The organism is Streptomyces sp. NPDC014870 (assembly GCF_043081505.1).
GTDB lineage: Bacteria > Actinomycetota > Actinomycetes > Streptomycetales > Streptomycetaceae > Streptomyces.
Genome location: NZ_JBIBWQ010000013.1, coordinates 261,819 through 276,349 on the forward strand (window position 1 = coordinate 261,819; position 14,531 = coordinate 276,349).

Below are 14,531 nucleotides of genomic sequence, written 5' to 3' on the forward strand. Positions count from 1 at the left end.
TCATCGGCCGCGCGTGAGCCGGGGTTCCCCCCGTACCTTCGGCTCCGCGCACCGGCGCGGGTGGGACACGTTCCCCCGGTCCCACCCGCGCCCCTTCTCCTACCGCCGCACGACACACGCCGCGCGACACACCGCCGCACGACTACCCGTGCGCGACTACCAGTGCACGACGACCTTGTCGCCGACCTTCACCTGGTCGAACAGCGCGGAGATCTTCCCCCGGTCCCGGACGTTGACGCAGCCGTGCGAGGCCCCGTTGTAGCCCCGGGCCGCGAAGTCCGCCGAGTAGTGCACGGCCTGGCCGCGGCTGAAGTACATCGAGTACGGCATCGGCGTGTGGTACAGCTTCGACCAGTCGTTGCGGACCTTGCGGTCGACCTGGAAGATGCCCTCGCGGGTCGGGGTGTTCTCCGAGCCGAAGCGGACGTCCATCGACGAGACGACCTTGCCGTCGATCATCCAGGCCAGCGTGCGGGTCTCCTTGCTGATGCACAGCACCCGGCCGGTCATGCAGCGCGCGTCGGGCGTGTCCAGGGTGTTGGACGTGGAGGGCTTCAGCTCGGCGGCCGTCGGCTTGCGGGTCATCGCCGTCAGCCGCTGCCAGGTGACCTCGTCCACCGAACCGGTCTGCGGCAGCTCCCGCTTCTTCTGGAAGGCCTTGACGGCGCTGCCCGTGATCGAGCCGTAGAAGCCGGTGGGCGCCCGGTCGAAGTAGCCGATCTGGCGCAGCCGCGCCTGCAGCTCACGCACCTTCTCGTTCTCGTCCCCGTCCTTCATCAGGACCTTGCCGACCGGCTGCGGGGAGGTCGTGGAGGGACTGGGCGTCGCGGAGGTCGGCTTGTCGTCCGTGGACGGCGTGGCGCTGGGGGGCGTCGACGGCTGCTCCGTGGCCGGGGCGGAGACGGAGTTCGACGGCTTGCCGCCGGTCGAGGGCGAGGCGCCCGAGCCGCCGCCGGCCGCCTGGGCCGTACAGCCCGTGGCGATCGCCACGGCGACCGTGGCCATGAGTGCCCTGCCCATGACTGCTCTGCGTATGACGGAAGAACGGCGCATCTGTAGCCCCCCGGGAATCAGCTTGTGTACCTCTTGGATGCTTCCCGCGCGCCCTTGGTTGCGCACCGGGCGGCAGCCCGGACCATGCTGTGACACAAGCGAGATCTCAACGAGAGGCGCTACGCATGGCGCGCGAGACGGAGTCGGGACTTCCCATCGAGCCGGTCTACGGACCGGAGGCGCTGGCCGGGTGGGAGCCCGCGGAGAGACTGGGCGAACCGGGCGCGTATCCGTTCACCCGCGGCGTGTACCCGAGCATGTACACCGGCAGGCCCTGGACGATGCGGCAGTACGCCGGTTTCGGCACCGCCGTCGAGTCCAACGCCCGCTACCGGCAGCTGATCGCCAACGGCACGACGGGTCTGTCCGTCGCCTTCGACCTGCCGACCCAGATGGGGTACGACTCGGACGCCCCGATCGCGCACGGCGAGGTCGGCAAGGTGGGCGTCGCCATCGACTCGATCGACGACATGCGGGTGCTGCTGGACGGGATCGCGCTCGACCAGGTCTCCACGTCGATGACCATCAACGCGCCCGCCGCGCTCCTCCTGCTCCTCTACCAACTGGTGGGCGAGGAGCGGGGCGTCCCGGCCGACCGGCTGACCGGGACGATCCAGAACGACGTGCTCAAGGAGTACATCGCGCGCGGCACGTACATCTTCCCGCCCAAGCCCTCGCTGCGGCTGATCGCGGACATCTTCAAGTACTGCGGCGCCGAGATCCCGAAGTGGAACACCATCTCGATCTCCGGCTACCACATGGCCGAGGCCGGCGCCTCGCCCGCGCAGGAGATCGCGTTCACGCTCGCCGACGGCGTCGAGTACGTCCGTACCGCCGTCGCAGCCGGGATGGACGTGGACGACTTCGCGCCCCGGCTGTCGTTCTTCTTCGTGGCCCGGACGACGATCCTGGAGGAGGTCGCCAAGTTCCGGGCGGCCCGCAGGATCTGGGCGCGGGTGATGCGGGAGGAGTTCGGGGCGCGGAACCCCAAGTCGCTGATGCTCCGCTTCCACACCCAGACCGCCGGGGTGCAGCTCACCGCGCAGCAGCCCGAGGTCAATCTCGTCCGGGTGGCCGTCCAGGGCCTCGCCGCCGTCCTCGGCGGTACGCAGTCGCTGCACACCAACTCCTTCGACGAGGCCATCGCCCTGCCGACGGACAAGTCCGCCCGGCTCGCGCTGCGGACGCAGCAGGTGCTGGCGTACGAGACGGACGTCACCGCCACCGTCGACCCGTTCGCCGGCTCGTACGTGGTGGAGAGCATGACGGACGACGTGGAGGCCGCCGCGGTGGAGCTGATGCGGAAGGTCGAGGAGCTGGGCGGCGCGGTCGAGGCCATCGAGCGCGGCTTCCAGAAGGGCGAGATCGAGCGCTCCGCCTACCGGATCGCGCAGCAGACCGACAGCGGCGAGCGGGTCGTGGTCGGCGTCAACCGCTACACGATCGACGTGGAGGAGCCGTACGAGCCGCTGCGCGTCGACCCGGCGATCGAGGCCCAGCAGGCGGAGCGGCTCGCACGGCTGCGCGCCGAGCGCGACGGGGCGGCCGTCACGGCGGCCCTCGACGGGCTGCGGCGGGCGGCACACGGCACGGAGAACGTCCTGTACCCGATGAAGGAGGCGCTCAGGGCGCGGGCGACGGTCGGAGAGGTCTGCGACGCGCTGCGGGAGGTCTGGGGGACGTACGTCCCGAGCGACACCTTCTGACCCCGAGCGACACCTTCTGACCCCGACCGACCCCGGACTTCCGGACGATCTTCCGCGATGCGAAACGGGGGAGCGCTCTGTCGTACCCCCGTGCGAGACTCCCGTACATGCTGGGTGTCACCGATCTTCCGACCTATCTCGTGGGCCTCGTCCTCATCATCCTGCTGCCGGGGCCGAACTCGCTCTACGTGCTGTCCGTCGCCGCCCGCAAGGGCACCCGGACCGGGTACAAGGCCGCCGCCGGCGTCTTCACCGGCGACGCGGTCCTCATGACGCTGGCAGCGCTCGGCGCCGCCTCGCTGCTCCAGACCACACCGCTGCTCTTCATGATCGTGAAGTACGCGGGCGCGGGCTATCTGGCGTGGATGGCGTACGGGATGATGCGCTCGGCCCGGTCGATGTGGCGCACCCGGCACGACGCCGCCGACGAGGAGGGCGCGGGGGTCGCGGCCGACGCGGGGGAGAACCCGTACCGCCGGGCGCTGATCATCAGCCTCTTCAACCCGAAGGCGATCCTCTTCCTGATCTCGTTCTTCGTGCAGTTCGTGGACCCCGGGTACGCCTACCCGGCGCTGTCCTTCCTCGTCCTCGGCACGCTGCTCCAGATCAGCAGCTTCCTCTACCTCACCATGCTCATATTCGGCGGCACCCGGCTCGCCGCCGCGTTCCGCCGCCGCAGGCGGCTCTCGGCCGGCGCGACCACCGCCGCGGGCGCCCTCTTCCTCGGCTTCGCCGCGAAGCTCTCCCTCAGCAGCGCCGCTTGACCCTGACACCGTGTGAGGCCGTGTCGTAGGAGTCGTCATGTTCACCATCGGAGACTTCGCCCGGCACGGGCGGGTGTCGGTCCGGATGCTGCGCCACTACGACGCCATCGGACTGCTGCGCCCGGCCCATGTCGACCCGCACAGCGGCTACCGCCACTACGAGGCGGACCAGCTCGCCCGGCTCAACCGTGTCATCGCGCTCAAGGAGCTCGGCTTCACCCTCGAACAGGTGGGGACGATCCTCGACGAGCAGGTCGGCGCGGAGGAGCTGCGCGGCATGCTGCGCCTGCGCCAGGCCGAGCTGGAGACGGCCCTCGCGGAGGCGGCGGGACGCCTCGCCCAGGTCGGCGCGCGGCTCCGAGCCATCGAGAGCGAGGGGCACATGCCCACGCAGGACGTCGTGATCAAGAGGATTCCGCCGGTGCGGCTGGCCGAGCTGAGCGGGGTGGCCGCAGGGTTCGGCCCCGGCGAGATCGGCCCGGTCATCCAGCCGCTGTACGGGGAGCTGTGCGCGCGCCTGGAGGCCGCGGGCGTCACCGGGTTCGGCCCGGGGATCGCGTACTACGAGGACAGCGGCCGGGGCGACGGCTCGATCCTCGTCCACGCGGGCATGACGCTCCCGGCGGGCACGGAGGCGGTGGCCGGCGTCGACGTCGTCGACCTGCCCGGCCTGGACGAGGCGGCGACGGTCGTGCACCGCGGCTCGATGGAGGACATCCTCCCGACCGTCCAGACCCTGGCCACCTGGATCGACGCGAACGGCTACCGCTCGCTGGGCTACTCCCGCGAGCTGTACCTGGAGTACGCGGAGGACCCCGCGCAGTGGGTGACCGAACTCCAGGAGCCGGTCACGCGCGCGTAGCGCCGGCGGACGCTGGGCGGGCGCCCTCGGACGCCGTGCGTGACAAGGCCCGCCCGGAGGTGTCCGGGCGGGCCTCGCGCCGTGTCCGTGGGCCCTGCCGGCCCTACCTCGCGAGCGCCCGCTTCAGCTTCAGGGCGCGACGGGCCAGCCGGCGGACCCGCGGGTGGCGGGGGACCGGGATGCCGCCCGGGAGGCCAAGGACGGTGAGGCGGCGGCGCGTGAAGTAGTGCCGGGTCCGCTCCGCGAGCGGGCCCGAGAGATGGGCGACCGCCGAATCCCGCAGGTCGGGGCGGATCTTCGGCTGCATCGCGAAGCCGACCGCCGCGACCAGACCCGCCAGGGCCTCCGCGTCCGGCGCGGGCGCCGGGGTCTGCTCGGCGTCCGCCTCCAGGTCCTCGACGAGCGCGTCGACGAGGGTCGCCGGGACGCGGTTGCTGTTCTGGTACGGGGTCAGCCGCTCCAGGAGCATCCCGGTGCCGACCCGGGCCACCGGGATCCCGTAGAAGACGCGCGCCGTCATCAGCGCCGTCGAGAAGCAGCCCACCACCAGGGCGGGGCGCTTCTCCCGGTACACGACCTCGGCGAGCACCGGCCGGTCCAGGACGGTCAGTTCGGCGCCGAGCGCCTCCGCCTCCTGGGCGAGCCGCCGCGTCCAGGCGTCCGGCGCCGTGGGGTGCGGCTTGAAGACGAGCCGCCGGTGACCGCGGGCGACCGCGCCCTTGACCATCCGTACGTGCAACTCCTCCTCCTCGGCCGGGGTGAGCAGCGACAGCGCCGCCAGGTACTGGCCGAGCAGCAGCGCCGGGCCGTCCTCGTCGCCCGCCGGGGCGGACGGGCCCGCGAGCTCCGCGATCACCTTGGTGAACGCCTCCGCGGGTACCACTTCGGCCTCGGGGCCGAACTCGCCGAGGAGCAGCGGCGCGAGGCCCGGCACCAGATCGAGGTGGAGCAGCCGCCGGACCCGCTCGCCGACCAGCGGGTCGATCTTGTTGCGGGTGGGGCCGTAGCTCATCAGGCCGTCGGCGTACACGTCGAGGGACGCCTCGGGGAACAGCCGCGCGATCGTCAGCGCGGGCGCCACCTGCACGGACTCCAGGGCGATCTCGATCCGGTCGTCGCCGAGGTCCCAGATCTTCCGCAGGTGGCGTTCGAGCAGCGGTACGTCGTCGTTCCGCGGCGACCAGCCCGCCGGGTGCAGCGGTTCGATCGCCTCGTTCCAGGACAGCACCGAGTCGAAGCGCCCGCGCAGCTTCTCGAAGCCGGGCATCTCGTCGAGGGCCGGCGTGGTCTCCGGGACGGCCGCGTTGTTGCCGACGAGCAGCAGCCGCCGGTCGGCCGGTCCGAAGCAGCCGCTGTCCAGGGCGGCGGCCAACGTGGCCGCGCCGTACAGAGTGGAGGCGTAGAAGATCTGCGTCGTCCTCACGCGGCGACCCCCGAGCCCGTGGTCCGGGCGAGGGAGCCCGCACGGCGCCTGCGCAGTTTGCGCAGCACGCCCGCCCGCTCCTCGTCCATCGAGGCCAGCGCCTCGCCGAGCACGTCCTGAGGCATGCGCTTCAACGCCGCCGCACTCATCGAGCGCAATTTCTTCGCCACCGCCGGTTCGAATCGTTCAATGGAGGAGACGTGGTGCGAAATGAGTGCGCAATAGGTGCGGACGGCTTTCGGGAGAAGCCGGTCCGCGTCCACGTCGTTCGCCGTTTCCTCGATCACCTGATCGAAGGCCCGGATGAAATCGAGCTGGCGAATATCGCCGATCTGCGTGAGAGAAGTGGAGACGCCCCGGCGGTAGAAGATCCCGAGCGTGCTCACCGCCGCGAAGGAGTCCGCCTCCCGGTGCAGCTTCCAGATCCACGGCCGGTCCTCCGCGGTCCGCAGACCGGGGGTGAAGTGGAGCAGCCCGCGGTCGAGCAGCCGCCGGTGGTACATCCCCGCCCACGCGTACGGGTAGTCGACGGAGGTCGTCCGGTGGGCCGGCAGGATCGCGTCGCGGGGGCGCAGCACCTCGTTCCGCAGCCCGATGGGGGCGCGCTTCACCGACCGCGCCCGGCCCGTGTTCACCACGTGGTCGGTACGGAGGAAGTCGCAGCCGAGCCCGTCCATCGCCGCCACCAGGCGGGCCAGGTGGCCCGGGGCCAGCCAGTCGTCGCCGTCGAGGAAGGCGAGGTACTCGCCCCTGGCCGCGTCGAGGCCGGTGTTGCGCGCGGTGGCGAGACCCTGGTTCTCCTCGTGCCGGAGCAGGACGGCCCCCGGGATCTCGCGTGCCGCCCTGTCGAGGATCTCCGGCGTCCCGTCCGTCGAGCAGTCGTCGACCAGCAGGAATTCGAAGTCCTCGCGGGCGTTCGCGCGCAGGCTTGTCAGGGTGTCGGGGGCGTATGTCTGCACGTTGTAGAACGGCACGACGACGGAGAGCTTGACCACCCGGCCGACGCTAGGCGCCGGTCCGGCCTTCGTTCTGGCCGACAGAGGGATGTTCGGTGAACACGAAGAGGCGGGAGCCTTAACCGCCCCCGATCCTGTCCGTTTTCAACGTGCGGGAAGGCTCTGTTCACCGTTTGTTGTGGCTCAGTTGGGCCACCGAACGAAATGCCTATCTAGCGTCCTCGACGTGCCAGCAAGTACCCCTGAACGAGTACGCATTGCCGTACTCGCCGACTCCGACACCCGGTGGAAATGGGGCGCGCTCACCGCGCGTCGTATAACCGCTTCCGAGCCCACCGGATTCGTCCTGCGCGGCCGGGCCACCCCCACCGCGCGCCAGCTCGCCGAGACCGGGGTGTCCGACACACCCCCGCGCGAGGTGACGGGCGCGGAGTTCCTTCGTGAGGTACGGGACGGGGCGTACGACGTCGTCGTTCTCGCCCTCGTCGGCGGCACGGTCCGCGCGGTCCTCCAGGGGATCGCCGACCTGGGCCTGGAACGCCGCCCGGTGCTCGTCACCGGCTATGTCGGAGTCGTCTACGAGAAGCTCGCCGACGGCCTGCTGCTGCGCCACGGCGCCGACGTCGTCCTCGCCAACTCCCGCCACGACGCGGAGCGTTTCCGTGCCGTGTACGAAGGAGTGGGCGCCGACGCCTCCTCGGTGACGGAGGCCGCGCTGCCGTTCCTCGGCGGGGCTCCCTACGCCCCCGAGGCCGGCCGGGACACCCTCGTCTTCGCCGCCCAGCCGTCCGTGCCGGTCACCCGCGCCGACCGCGCGTACCTGCTCCGCAGGCTCGTGGAGCACGCCCGGAAGAACCCGGGCCGCGAGGTGCTGCTCAAGCTCCGCTCCAAGCCGGGCGAGCACACCACGCACCTGGAGGAACTGCCGTACCAGAAGCTGGTGCGCGACCTGGACGTCCCGCCCAACTTCCGCCTGGTGTACGGGCACATGGGCGAGGTCCTGGACCGCACCGACCTGCTGGTCACGGTCTCCTCGACCGCCGCGCTCGAAGCGCTGCACCGGCGGATCCCCACGGCGATCCTCACCGACATGGGCGTGCGCGAGGTCCTCGGCAACCACCACTTCATCGGCTCGGGGCTGCTGACCTCCTTCGACCGGCTCGACGAGGACATCCGCCCGAAGGCCGACGAGGAGTGGCTCTCCCGCCAGGGTGTGGCCGCCGAAGGCTCGTACGAGAAGGCCTTCGACACCGCCCGTGAGCGGGTCGCCGAGCTGCTCGCCGGCCCGCCGCTGCCCCCGATCGACCCCTACTACACAGCGGAGACGGCCCCCGGCTACCTGCCCGGGATCCTCGCCCGCCACCGCCTGGACGTCACCGCGACGCCGACCCGCGACAGCGGGCTGCGCCGGATCGTCCGGGAGGCCGCGCGCGGCGCGTACCGCCACGGCGTCCAGCGCGTGGCGCCCGTCATCCGCCGTCTTGGAGAACTCTGATGACCACGACCGTGCTTGCCGTCATCCCGGCGCGGGGCGGTTCCAAGGGCGTCCCCGCCAAGAACCTCACCCCGGTCGCCGGCGTCCCGCTCGTCTCCCGCGCCGTCCGGGCCTGTCTGGACGCCCGCCTGGTCACCGATGTCGTCGTCTCCACCGACGACGCGGCGATCGCCTCCGCCGCCCGCGCGGCCGGCGCTGAGGCGGTCCACCGCCCCGCCGCGATCGCTGGCGACACCGCGACCAGCGAGTCGGCCGTGCTGCACGCCATGGACGCCTTCGAGGCGACCAGCGGCCGCCGCGTGGACGTGGTCCTCCTCGTCCAGTGCACGAGCCCCTTCATCACCGCGGAGGAGGTCAACGGCACCGTCGAGAAGATCACCGAGGGCGCCGACACGGCCTTCACGGCCGCCCCCAGCCACGGCTTCCTGTGGCGGGAGACCCCCCAGGGCACCACGGGCGTCAACCACGACAAGTCCTTCCGCCCCCGCCGGCAGGACCGCGAGCCCGAGTACCTGGAGACCGGCGCCGTCTACGCGATGGCCGCCGAGGGCTTCCGTACCCACAACCACCGCTTCTTCGGCCGCACCGAGCTCGTCGTCACCGACCCCCTGCGGGTCCTGGAGATCGACGACCCGCACGACCTGGCCCGCGCCCGCGCCCTCGCGCCGCTGCTCGACACGCCGGTCGTCCCCGGCTTCGAGGACATCGACGCCGTGGTCCTCGACTTCGACGGCACGCAGACCGACGACCGCGTCCACCTCGACTCCGAGGGCCACGAGTTCGTCTCCGCGCACCGCGGCGACGGCCTCGGCATCGCGGCCCTGCGCCGGGCCGGCATGCCGGTCCTGATCCTCTCCACCGAGCAGAACGCGGTCGTCGCCGCCCGCGCCCGCAAGCTCAGGATCCCCGTCCTGCACGGCATCGACCGCAAGGACCTCGCCCTCAAGCAGTGGTGCGAGGAACAGGGCATCGACCCGCAGCGCGTCCTCTACGCCGGCAACGACGTCAACGACCTCCCGTGCTTCCACCTCGTCGGCTGGCCCGTCGCGGTGGCGAGCGCGCACGACTCCGTACGGGCCGCCGCCCGTGCGGTGACCCTCACCCCCGGTGGCTCCGGAGCCGTTCGCGAGATCGCGGCCTGGCTTCTCGGACCCGAGCTCCTCTCCCCCAACCGCTAAGGAACACCAGAACCATGACCTCTCGCCTCCGTACCTTCGGCAGCAAGACCGCGGGCCCCGGCCACCCCGTCTACGTGACCGGTGAGATCGGCATCAACCACAACGGTGACCTGGAGAACGCGCTCGCGCTCATCGACGTGGCCGCCGAGGCCGGCTGCGACGCCGTGAAGTTCCAGAAGCGCACCCCGGAGATCTGCACCCCGCGCGACCAGTGGGACATCGAGCGGGACACCCCGTGGGGCCGGATGACCTACATCGACTACCGCCACCGCGTGGAGTTCGGCGAGGACGAGTACCGCGCCATCGACGAGCACTGCCAGAAGCGCGGCATCGACTGGTTCGCCTCCCCGTGGGACACCGAGGCCGTCGCCTTCCTGGAGAAGTTCGACGTCCCGGCCCACAAGGTCGCCTCCGCCTCCCTGACGGACGACGAGCTGCTGCGCGCCCTGCGCGAGACCGGCCGTACGGTCATCCTCTCCACGGGCATGTCGACGCCGAAGCAGATCCGCCACGCGGTCGAGGTCCTCGGCTCGGACAACATCCTGCTCTGCCACGCCACGTCCACCTACCCGGCGAAGGCCGAGGAGCTCAACCTCCGCGTGATCGACACGCTGAAGGAGGAGTACCCGAACGTCCCGATCGGCTACTCCGGCCACGAGACGGGCCTGCAGACCACGCTGGCCGCCGTCGCCCTCGGCGCCACGTTCGTCGAGCGTCACATCACCCTCGACCGCGCCATGTGGGGCTCCGACCAGGCCGCGTCCGTCGAGCCGCAGGGCCTGCAGCGCCTGGTCCGCGACATCCGCACGATCGAGACCGCGCTCGGTGACGGCGTCAAGAAGGTCTACGAGTCGGAGCTCGGCCCGATGAAGAAGCTCCGCCGGGTCCAGGGGTCTGTCGCCGCATGACCGGCCGGCTGGCGTTCGTCGAGAGCCCTGTCCAGCTCCTGAACGTCCTGGAGTGGGCGCACGCCCAGTCCCCGACCGTCGGGGGCACGACCGCCCCCGACGGCCGGGGGGCCGCGATACACGCGGCCGAGCCGCCCGCCGGCGGCCACCCGGCCACGGGCCCCGCCGTGCCCGCCGGCGGCGCGCGCACCGCCCGCGCCGCCGAGCAGGCCGCGCACCCGGGCGACGGCGGGGAGCCCTCGGGCTCCGCCACGCCGTCCGCCGCCGCGCCGGTCGCCGGTGATCCGGCCGCCGCCGCGCAGGGCCCCACTCCCGCCAGCCTCCACGGCCCCGCCAGCCTCCACGGCCCCGAGGGCCCTCACGGGCCCGACGCCGATGGCGCGGCTTCCGCGTCCGTCGTGCCCGCCCCGGTCGACTTCACGCTCGTCGTGCTCTCGCCGACCGACCCGATGTCGCGCGGCCAGCTGCGCCGGATGGCGCAGCTGGCGCGCGACGACGGGTTCACCGTCCGCTGGCAGGAGGCCCGCGGCGGACGCGGCTCGCTCGTGCAGACCCTGCGGGAGCTGGCGCCCCTGCTGCGGTCCGCGGAGCGGATCATCGTCGGGGACCCGTTCTCCCGCTACGTCCAGCTGCTCCTCACGCTCTTCGCGCCCAAGCACCTCACCGTCGTCGACGACGGCACCGCCACCATGGAGTACGCCGCCCAACTGGCCCGTGGCGAGCGTCTCGTGCGCTGGCACCGGCGCGGCAGCAGCCGGGGGCCGCGCGAACTCGTCCTCGCCCCGGTCACCGCGGCCGCCCGCCGCAAGCTGGCCCCCAACGGGCGCCGTACCGTCGAGATCTTCACCTCGCTCCCGGTCGAGCCGCCGCCCGGCACGACCGTCACCAGGAACACCTTCGCCTGGACCCGGTCCCGCTTCGGCCCGCCCCGCATCACCAAGGGCGCGGACCTGGTCGGCACCTCGCTGGTCGAGACGGGCGTGGTCGACGCCGACCAGTACGCCCTCGCCGTCGCCGAGCTGGCCCGCACCCACGGCGCGACCCGCTACTTCGCGCACCGCAGGGAATCCGCCGAGAAGCTGCACCGGATCGCGGTGGAGACCGGTCTGGAGATCGTCCGGCCCGACCTTCCGCTGGAGCTGATCGCCCGGCGGGGCCCGATCGGCCGGTCCGTCGTGAGTTTTCCCTCGACGGTCGTGCACACCCTGCCGCTCGCCCTGGTCGGCACCGGCGTCAAGGTCGCCGTCTGCGAGATCGCGCCCGAGTGGCTCAAGGAGAACGCCTCCCCGCGGGCCCAGGGCTTCCTCGCCGGGGTCACCGGCACGGCCGCGCACGAGGTGGACCGGCTCACCGCCCAGGCGACCCAGGCGACCCAGCCCTCACAACGGCTCGAATTCGGGTGAGCTTACCCAGAAGGGATGGCAGTCAAGCCTGCCGAACCGAGATTCTTTCCCCTATCGGGCTGAACTTTTCGTGATCAACGGGCAGTTGATCTCTGAAGGGGCCTACCCTTCAAAAGGTGAACCAGTTGAAGTCCCGTGAGCCCGGCTCCGTCGTCCTGCCCGGAACGCTGTCCCCCTCGCTGCGCGGCGAACTGATCGCCTTCCGCCGCGACTTGCACATGCACCCCGAGCTGGGCAACCAGGAGTTCCGTACGACCGCGGCGCTCAAGGCGCGCCTGGAGGCCGCCGGACTCGCGCCGAGGGTCCTCGCCACGGGCACGGGACTGGTCTGTGACATCGGCACCTGGGACAGGGCCCGGCCCATGCTGGCGATCCGTGCCGACATCGACGCGCTGCCCATTCCGGACGTCAAGACCGTCGCGTACCGCTCCACCGTGCCCAACCGGGCCCATGCATGTGGACACGACGTCCACACCACCACGGTCCTCGGCGCGGGCCTTGTCCTCGCCGAGCTCGACCGCCAGGGGCTGCTCCCCAACGCCGTCCGGCTGATCTTCCAGCCCGCCGAGGAGGTGCTGCCCGGCGGCGCCGCCGACGCCATCGAGTCCGGGGTCCTGGACGGGGTCGGCCGGATCATCGCCGTGCACTGCGACCCGAAGGTGGACGCGGGCCGGATCGGGCTGCGCCCCGGCCCCATCACCTCCGCCTGCGACCGGCTGGAGGTCACCCTCGACGGCCCCGGCGGCCACACGGCCCGCCCGCACCTCACCACGGACCTGGTCACGGCCGCCGCCCGGATCGCCACCGACGTCCCCGCGCTGCTCGCCCGCCGCGTCGACGCCCGCTCCGGCCTCGCGGTCACCTGGGGCCGGATCGAGGCCGGCCACGCCTGCAACGTGATCCCGCAGCACGCCGAGCTCTCCGGCACCGTCCGCTGCCTGGACCTGCCCGGCTGGCGCGAGGCCCCGGACCTGGTGCACGCCGCGATCGACGAGATCGCCACGCTCCACCGGGCCAAGTCGACCATCAACTACGTGCGCGGTGTCCCCCCGGTCGTCAACGACCCGGTCATCACGGAGCTGCTCCGCGACGCCATGACCGCCCGGCGCGGTGTGTACGCGATCGAGGACACCGAGCAGAGCCTCGGCGGCGAGGACTTCTCCTGGTACCTGGAGCACGTCCCGGGCGCCATGGCCCGTCTCGGCGTCCGCGCCCCCGGCGACACGACACGCCGGGATCTGCACGCGGGCGACTTCGACGTGGACGAGGAGTCGATCGCGGTCGGCGTCGAGCTGTTCACCGCCGCCGCCCTGATCGACGCGGCGCCGAAGCGCTGACGTACGAACCGACGACGTGGGCCCGGACGGCCGAAACTGCGTTCATCCGTCCGGCCCAACGGCCCGCGTGTCGGGGCCCGGTCCGAGACTGGACGCCGTCCAGGGCGTGTATAACCGGCGGTGCCGAGGTGGTAGCCCCAGGTGGCCCTTGTCAACGGTCTCCCTGGCCGGTTCGCGACGATCCGATAACGACTCATGAACGGGTCTTTAACTGACATCTACGCGCGTTACGATCCACGCGAAACCAGCGCCGGAAGAGGCGCTTTCGGTCAGTCTCGAAGGGACCCTCCTCTTGCGCCGGGTATCCAAGATCGTTTCCGCGTCCGCAGTGACCGCGGCCCTCGCTCTCACCGCCACCGCGTGCGGTGAGTCGTCCACCGAGTCTGGTTCGGACTCGGGCACCATCAAGGTCGGCATGGCGTACGACGTCGGCGGCCGTGGTGACAACTCCTTCAACGACTCCGCCGCCCGCGGTCTCGACAAGGCCAAGGCCGACCTCGGTGTCGAGACCAAGGAGCTCACCGCCAAGACCGGTGAGACCCCGGCCGACCGCGAGCAGCGCCTCACCTCCCTCGCCGAGGGCGGCTTCAACCCGGTCATCGGTGTCGGCTTCGCCTACAAGGACGCCATCGACAAGGTGGCCGCGAAGTTCCCGAAGACCACCTTCGGCCTGGTCGACTCGGTCTCCGAGGCGAAGAACGTCGACTCGATCGTCTTCACCGAGGAGCAGGGCTCCTACCTCGCCGGTGTCGCCGCCGCGCTGAAGTCCAAGGACGGCAAGATCGGCTTCATCGGTGGTGTCGACACCCCGCTGATCAAGAAGTTCGCCGCCGGCTTCCAGCAGGGTGTCAAGGACACCAAGCCGGACGCCTCGGTCACCATCCAGTACCTGTCCACCGGTACGGACTTCTCCGGCTTCGGCGCCCCGGACAAGGGCAAGGCCGCTGCCAAGGGCATGCTCGACAAGGGCATCGACGTCATCTACGCCGCCGCGGGCGGCTCGGGTGCCGGTGCCATCGAGGCCGTCGCCGCCAAGCCGGGCACCTGGGCGATCGGTGTCGACTCGGACCAGGCCAAGGACCCGGCCCTGTCGAAGTACGCCGGCTCGATCATGACCTCGATGGTCAAGAACGTCGACACGGGCGTCTTCGAGCTCATCAAGTCCGTCCAGGACGGCAAGCCGGCGACCGGCACGCACGTCTACTCGCTCGCCGAGAACGGTGTCTCGCTGACCACCACCGGTGGCCACCTCGCCGACATCCAGGCCCAGCTGGACGAGGCCAAGAAGAAGATCATCGACGGCCAGATCAAGGTCGACACGACCCTCTGACAACCGTCGGAAAGGGGCCCGGAGAACGGCTTCGGCCGACACTCCGGGCCCCCTTCACACGTCTGCCCGCGGGCAGTTGAACGATTTTCCAAAAGCTACGCGCGTAGCGTCCGCCG

Annotated in this window: 12 protein-coding genes; 9 read left to right on the forward strand and 3 right to left on the reverse strand. The window is 71.4% G+C overall.

What is annotated here, in order from left to right; genetic code table 11:
• Positions 1-156: 156 nt before the first annotated feature.
• A complete protein-coding gene (locus ACF09C_RS33115) occupies positions 157-1,020 on the reverse strand; it encodes a L,D-transpeptidase family protein (protein ID WP_392096858.1) in 864 nt (287 codons plus the stop codon).
• A gap of 158 nt (positions 1,021-1,178) precedes the next feature.
• Here ACF09C_RS33115 and ACF09C_RS33120 point away from each other — a divergent pair, with 158 nt between their 5' ends.
• From ACF09C_RS33120 to ACF09C_RS33130, 3 genes are all read left to right on the forward strand, one after another.
• Complete coding sequence (locus tag ACF09C_RS33120; RefSeq protein ID WP_392096860.1) at positions 1,179-2,759, forward strand: methylmalonyl-CoA mutase; 1,581 nt, start codon at positions 1,179-1,181, stop codon at positions 2,757-2,759.
• A gap of 107 nt (positions 2,760-2,866) precedes the next feature.
• Positions 2,867-3,523: a leucine efflux protein LeuE gene (gene leuE / locus ACF09C_RS33125; protein ID WP_392096861.1), complete on the forward strand. Its 657-nt coding sequence runs from the start codon at positions 2,867-2,869 to the stop codon at positions 3,521-3,523.
• Between the two features lie 37 nt (positions 3,524-3,560).
• Positions 3,561-4,385: a MerR family transcriptional regulator gene (locus ACF09C_RS33130; protein ID WP_392096863.1), complete on the forward strand. Its 825-nt coding sequence runs from the start codon at positions 3,561-3,563 to the stop codon at positions 4,383-4,385.
• 103 nt (positions 4,386-4,488) lie between these two features.
• Here the strand turns inward: ACF09C_RS33130 and ACF09C_RS33135 are convergent, their stop codons facing one another.
• Both ACF09C_RS33135 and ACF09C_RS33140 read right to left on the reverse strand, forming a co-directional pair.
• Positions 4,489-5,808: an alpha-2,8-polysialyltransferase family protein gene (locus ACF09C_RS33135; protein ID WP_392096864.1), complete on the reverse strand. Its 1,320-nt coding sequence runs from the start codon at positions 5,806-5,808 to the stop codon at positions 4,489-4,491.
• Positions 5,805-6,803 carry a glycosyltransferase family 2 protein gene (locus ACF09C_RS33140; protein WP_392096866.1) on the reverse strand — a complete coding sequence of 333 codons (999 nt, stop codon included), beginning with the start codon at positions 6,801-6,803 and terminating at the stop codon, positions 5,805-5,807. Before ACF09C_RS33140 ends, ACF09C_RS33135 begins: the two co-directional genes overlap by 4 nt.
• Before the next feature lie 148 nt (positions 6,804-6,951).
• Here ACF09C_RS33140 and ACF09C_RS33145 point away from each other — a divergent pair, with 148 nt between their 5' ends.
• The 6 genes from ACF09C_RS33145 (at position 6,952) to ACF09C_RS33170 (ending at position 14,415) form a co-directional block, all read left to right on the forward strand.
• On the forward strand, positions 6,952-8,259 hold the full coding sequence (locus tag ACF09C_RS33145; protein WP_392096988.1) for a DUF6716 putative glycosyltransferase: 1,308 nt from the start codon (positions 6,952-6,954) through the stop codon (positions 8,257-8,259).
• Positions 8,259-9,437: a cytidylyltransferase domain-containing protein gene (locus ACF09C_RS33150; protein WP_392096867.1), complete on the forward strand. Its 1,179-nt coding sequence runs from the start codon at positions 8,259-8,261 to the stop codon at positions 9,435-9,437. Before ACF09C_RS33145 ends, ACF09C_RS33150 begins: the two co-directional genes overlap by 1 nt.
• Before the next feature lie 14 nt (positions 9,438-9,451).
• On the forward strand, positions 9,452-10,345 hold the full coding sequence (locus ACF09C_RS33155) for an N-acetylneuraminate synthase family protein (RefSeq protein WP_392096869.1): 894 nt from the start codon (positions 9,452-9,454) through the stop codon (positions 10,343-10,345).
• Complete coding sequence (locus ACF09C_RS33160) at positions 10,342-11,748, forward strand: hypothetical protein (protein ID WP_392096870.1); 1,407 nt, start codon at positions 10,342-10,344, stop codon at positions 11,746-11,748. Before ACF09C_RS33155 ends, ACF09C_RS33160 begins: the two co-directional genes overlap by 4 nt.
• Before the next feature lie 116 nt (positions 11,749-11,864).
• Positions 11,865-13,085 (forward strand): amidohydrolase, encoded by a 1,221-nt coding sequence (locus ACF09C_RS33165; RefSeq protein ID WP_392096871.1) that lies wholly within the window; start codon positions 11,865-11,867, stop codon positions 13,083-13,085.
• A 292-nt stretch (positions 13,086-13,377) separates the two neighbouring features.
• Positions 13,378-14,415 carry a BMP family protein gene (locus ACF09C_RS33170; protein WP_392096873.1) on the forward strand — a complete coding sequence of 346 codons (1,038 nt, stop codon included), beginning with the start codon at positions 13,378-13,380 and terminating at the stop codon, positions 14,413-14,415.
• The last annotated feature ends 116 nt before the right edge of the window (positions 14,416-14,531 follow it).

Excerpts from the sequence above, each read along its gene's own strand:
- ACF09C_RS33115 (WP_392096858.1), bottom strand. The coding sequence starts at position 1,020 with ATGGGCAGGGCACTCATGGCCACGGTCGCCGTGGCGATCGCCACGGGC.
- ACF09C_RS33120 (WP_392096860.1), top strand. The coding sequence starts at position 1,179 with ATGGCGCGCGAGACGGAGTCGGGACTTCCCATCGAGCCGGTCTACGGA.
- leuE (WP_392096861.1), top strand. The coding sequence starts at position 2,867 with ATGCTGGGTGTCACCGATCTTCCGACCTATCTCGTGGGCCTCGTCCTC.
- ACF09C_RS33130 (WP_392096863.1), top strand. The coding sequence starts at position 3,561 with ATGTTCACCATCGGAGACTTCGCCCGGCACGGGCGGGTGTCGGTCCGG.
- ACF09C_RS33150 (WP_392096867.1), top strand. The coding sequence starts at position 8,259 with ATGACCACGACCGTGCTTGCCGTCATCCCGGCGCGGGGCGGTTCCAAG.
- ACF09C_RS33155 (WP_392096869.1), top strand. The coding sequence starts at position 9,452 with ATGACCTCTCGCCTCCGTACCTTCGGCAGCAAGACCGCGGGCCCCGGC.
- ACF09C_RS33160 (WP_392096870.1), top strand. The coding sequence starts at position 10,342 with ATGACCGGCCGGCTGGCGTTCGTCGAGAGCCCTGTCCAGCTCCTGAAC.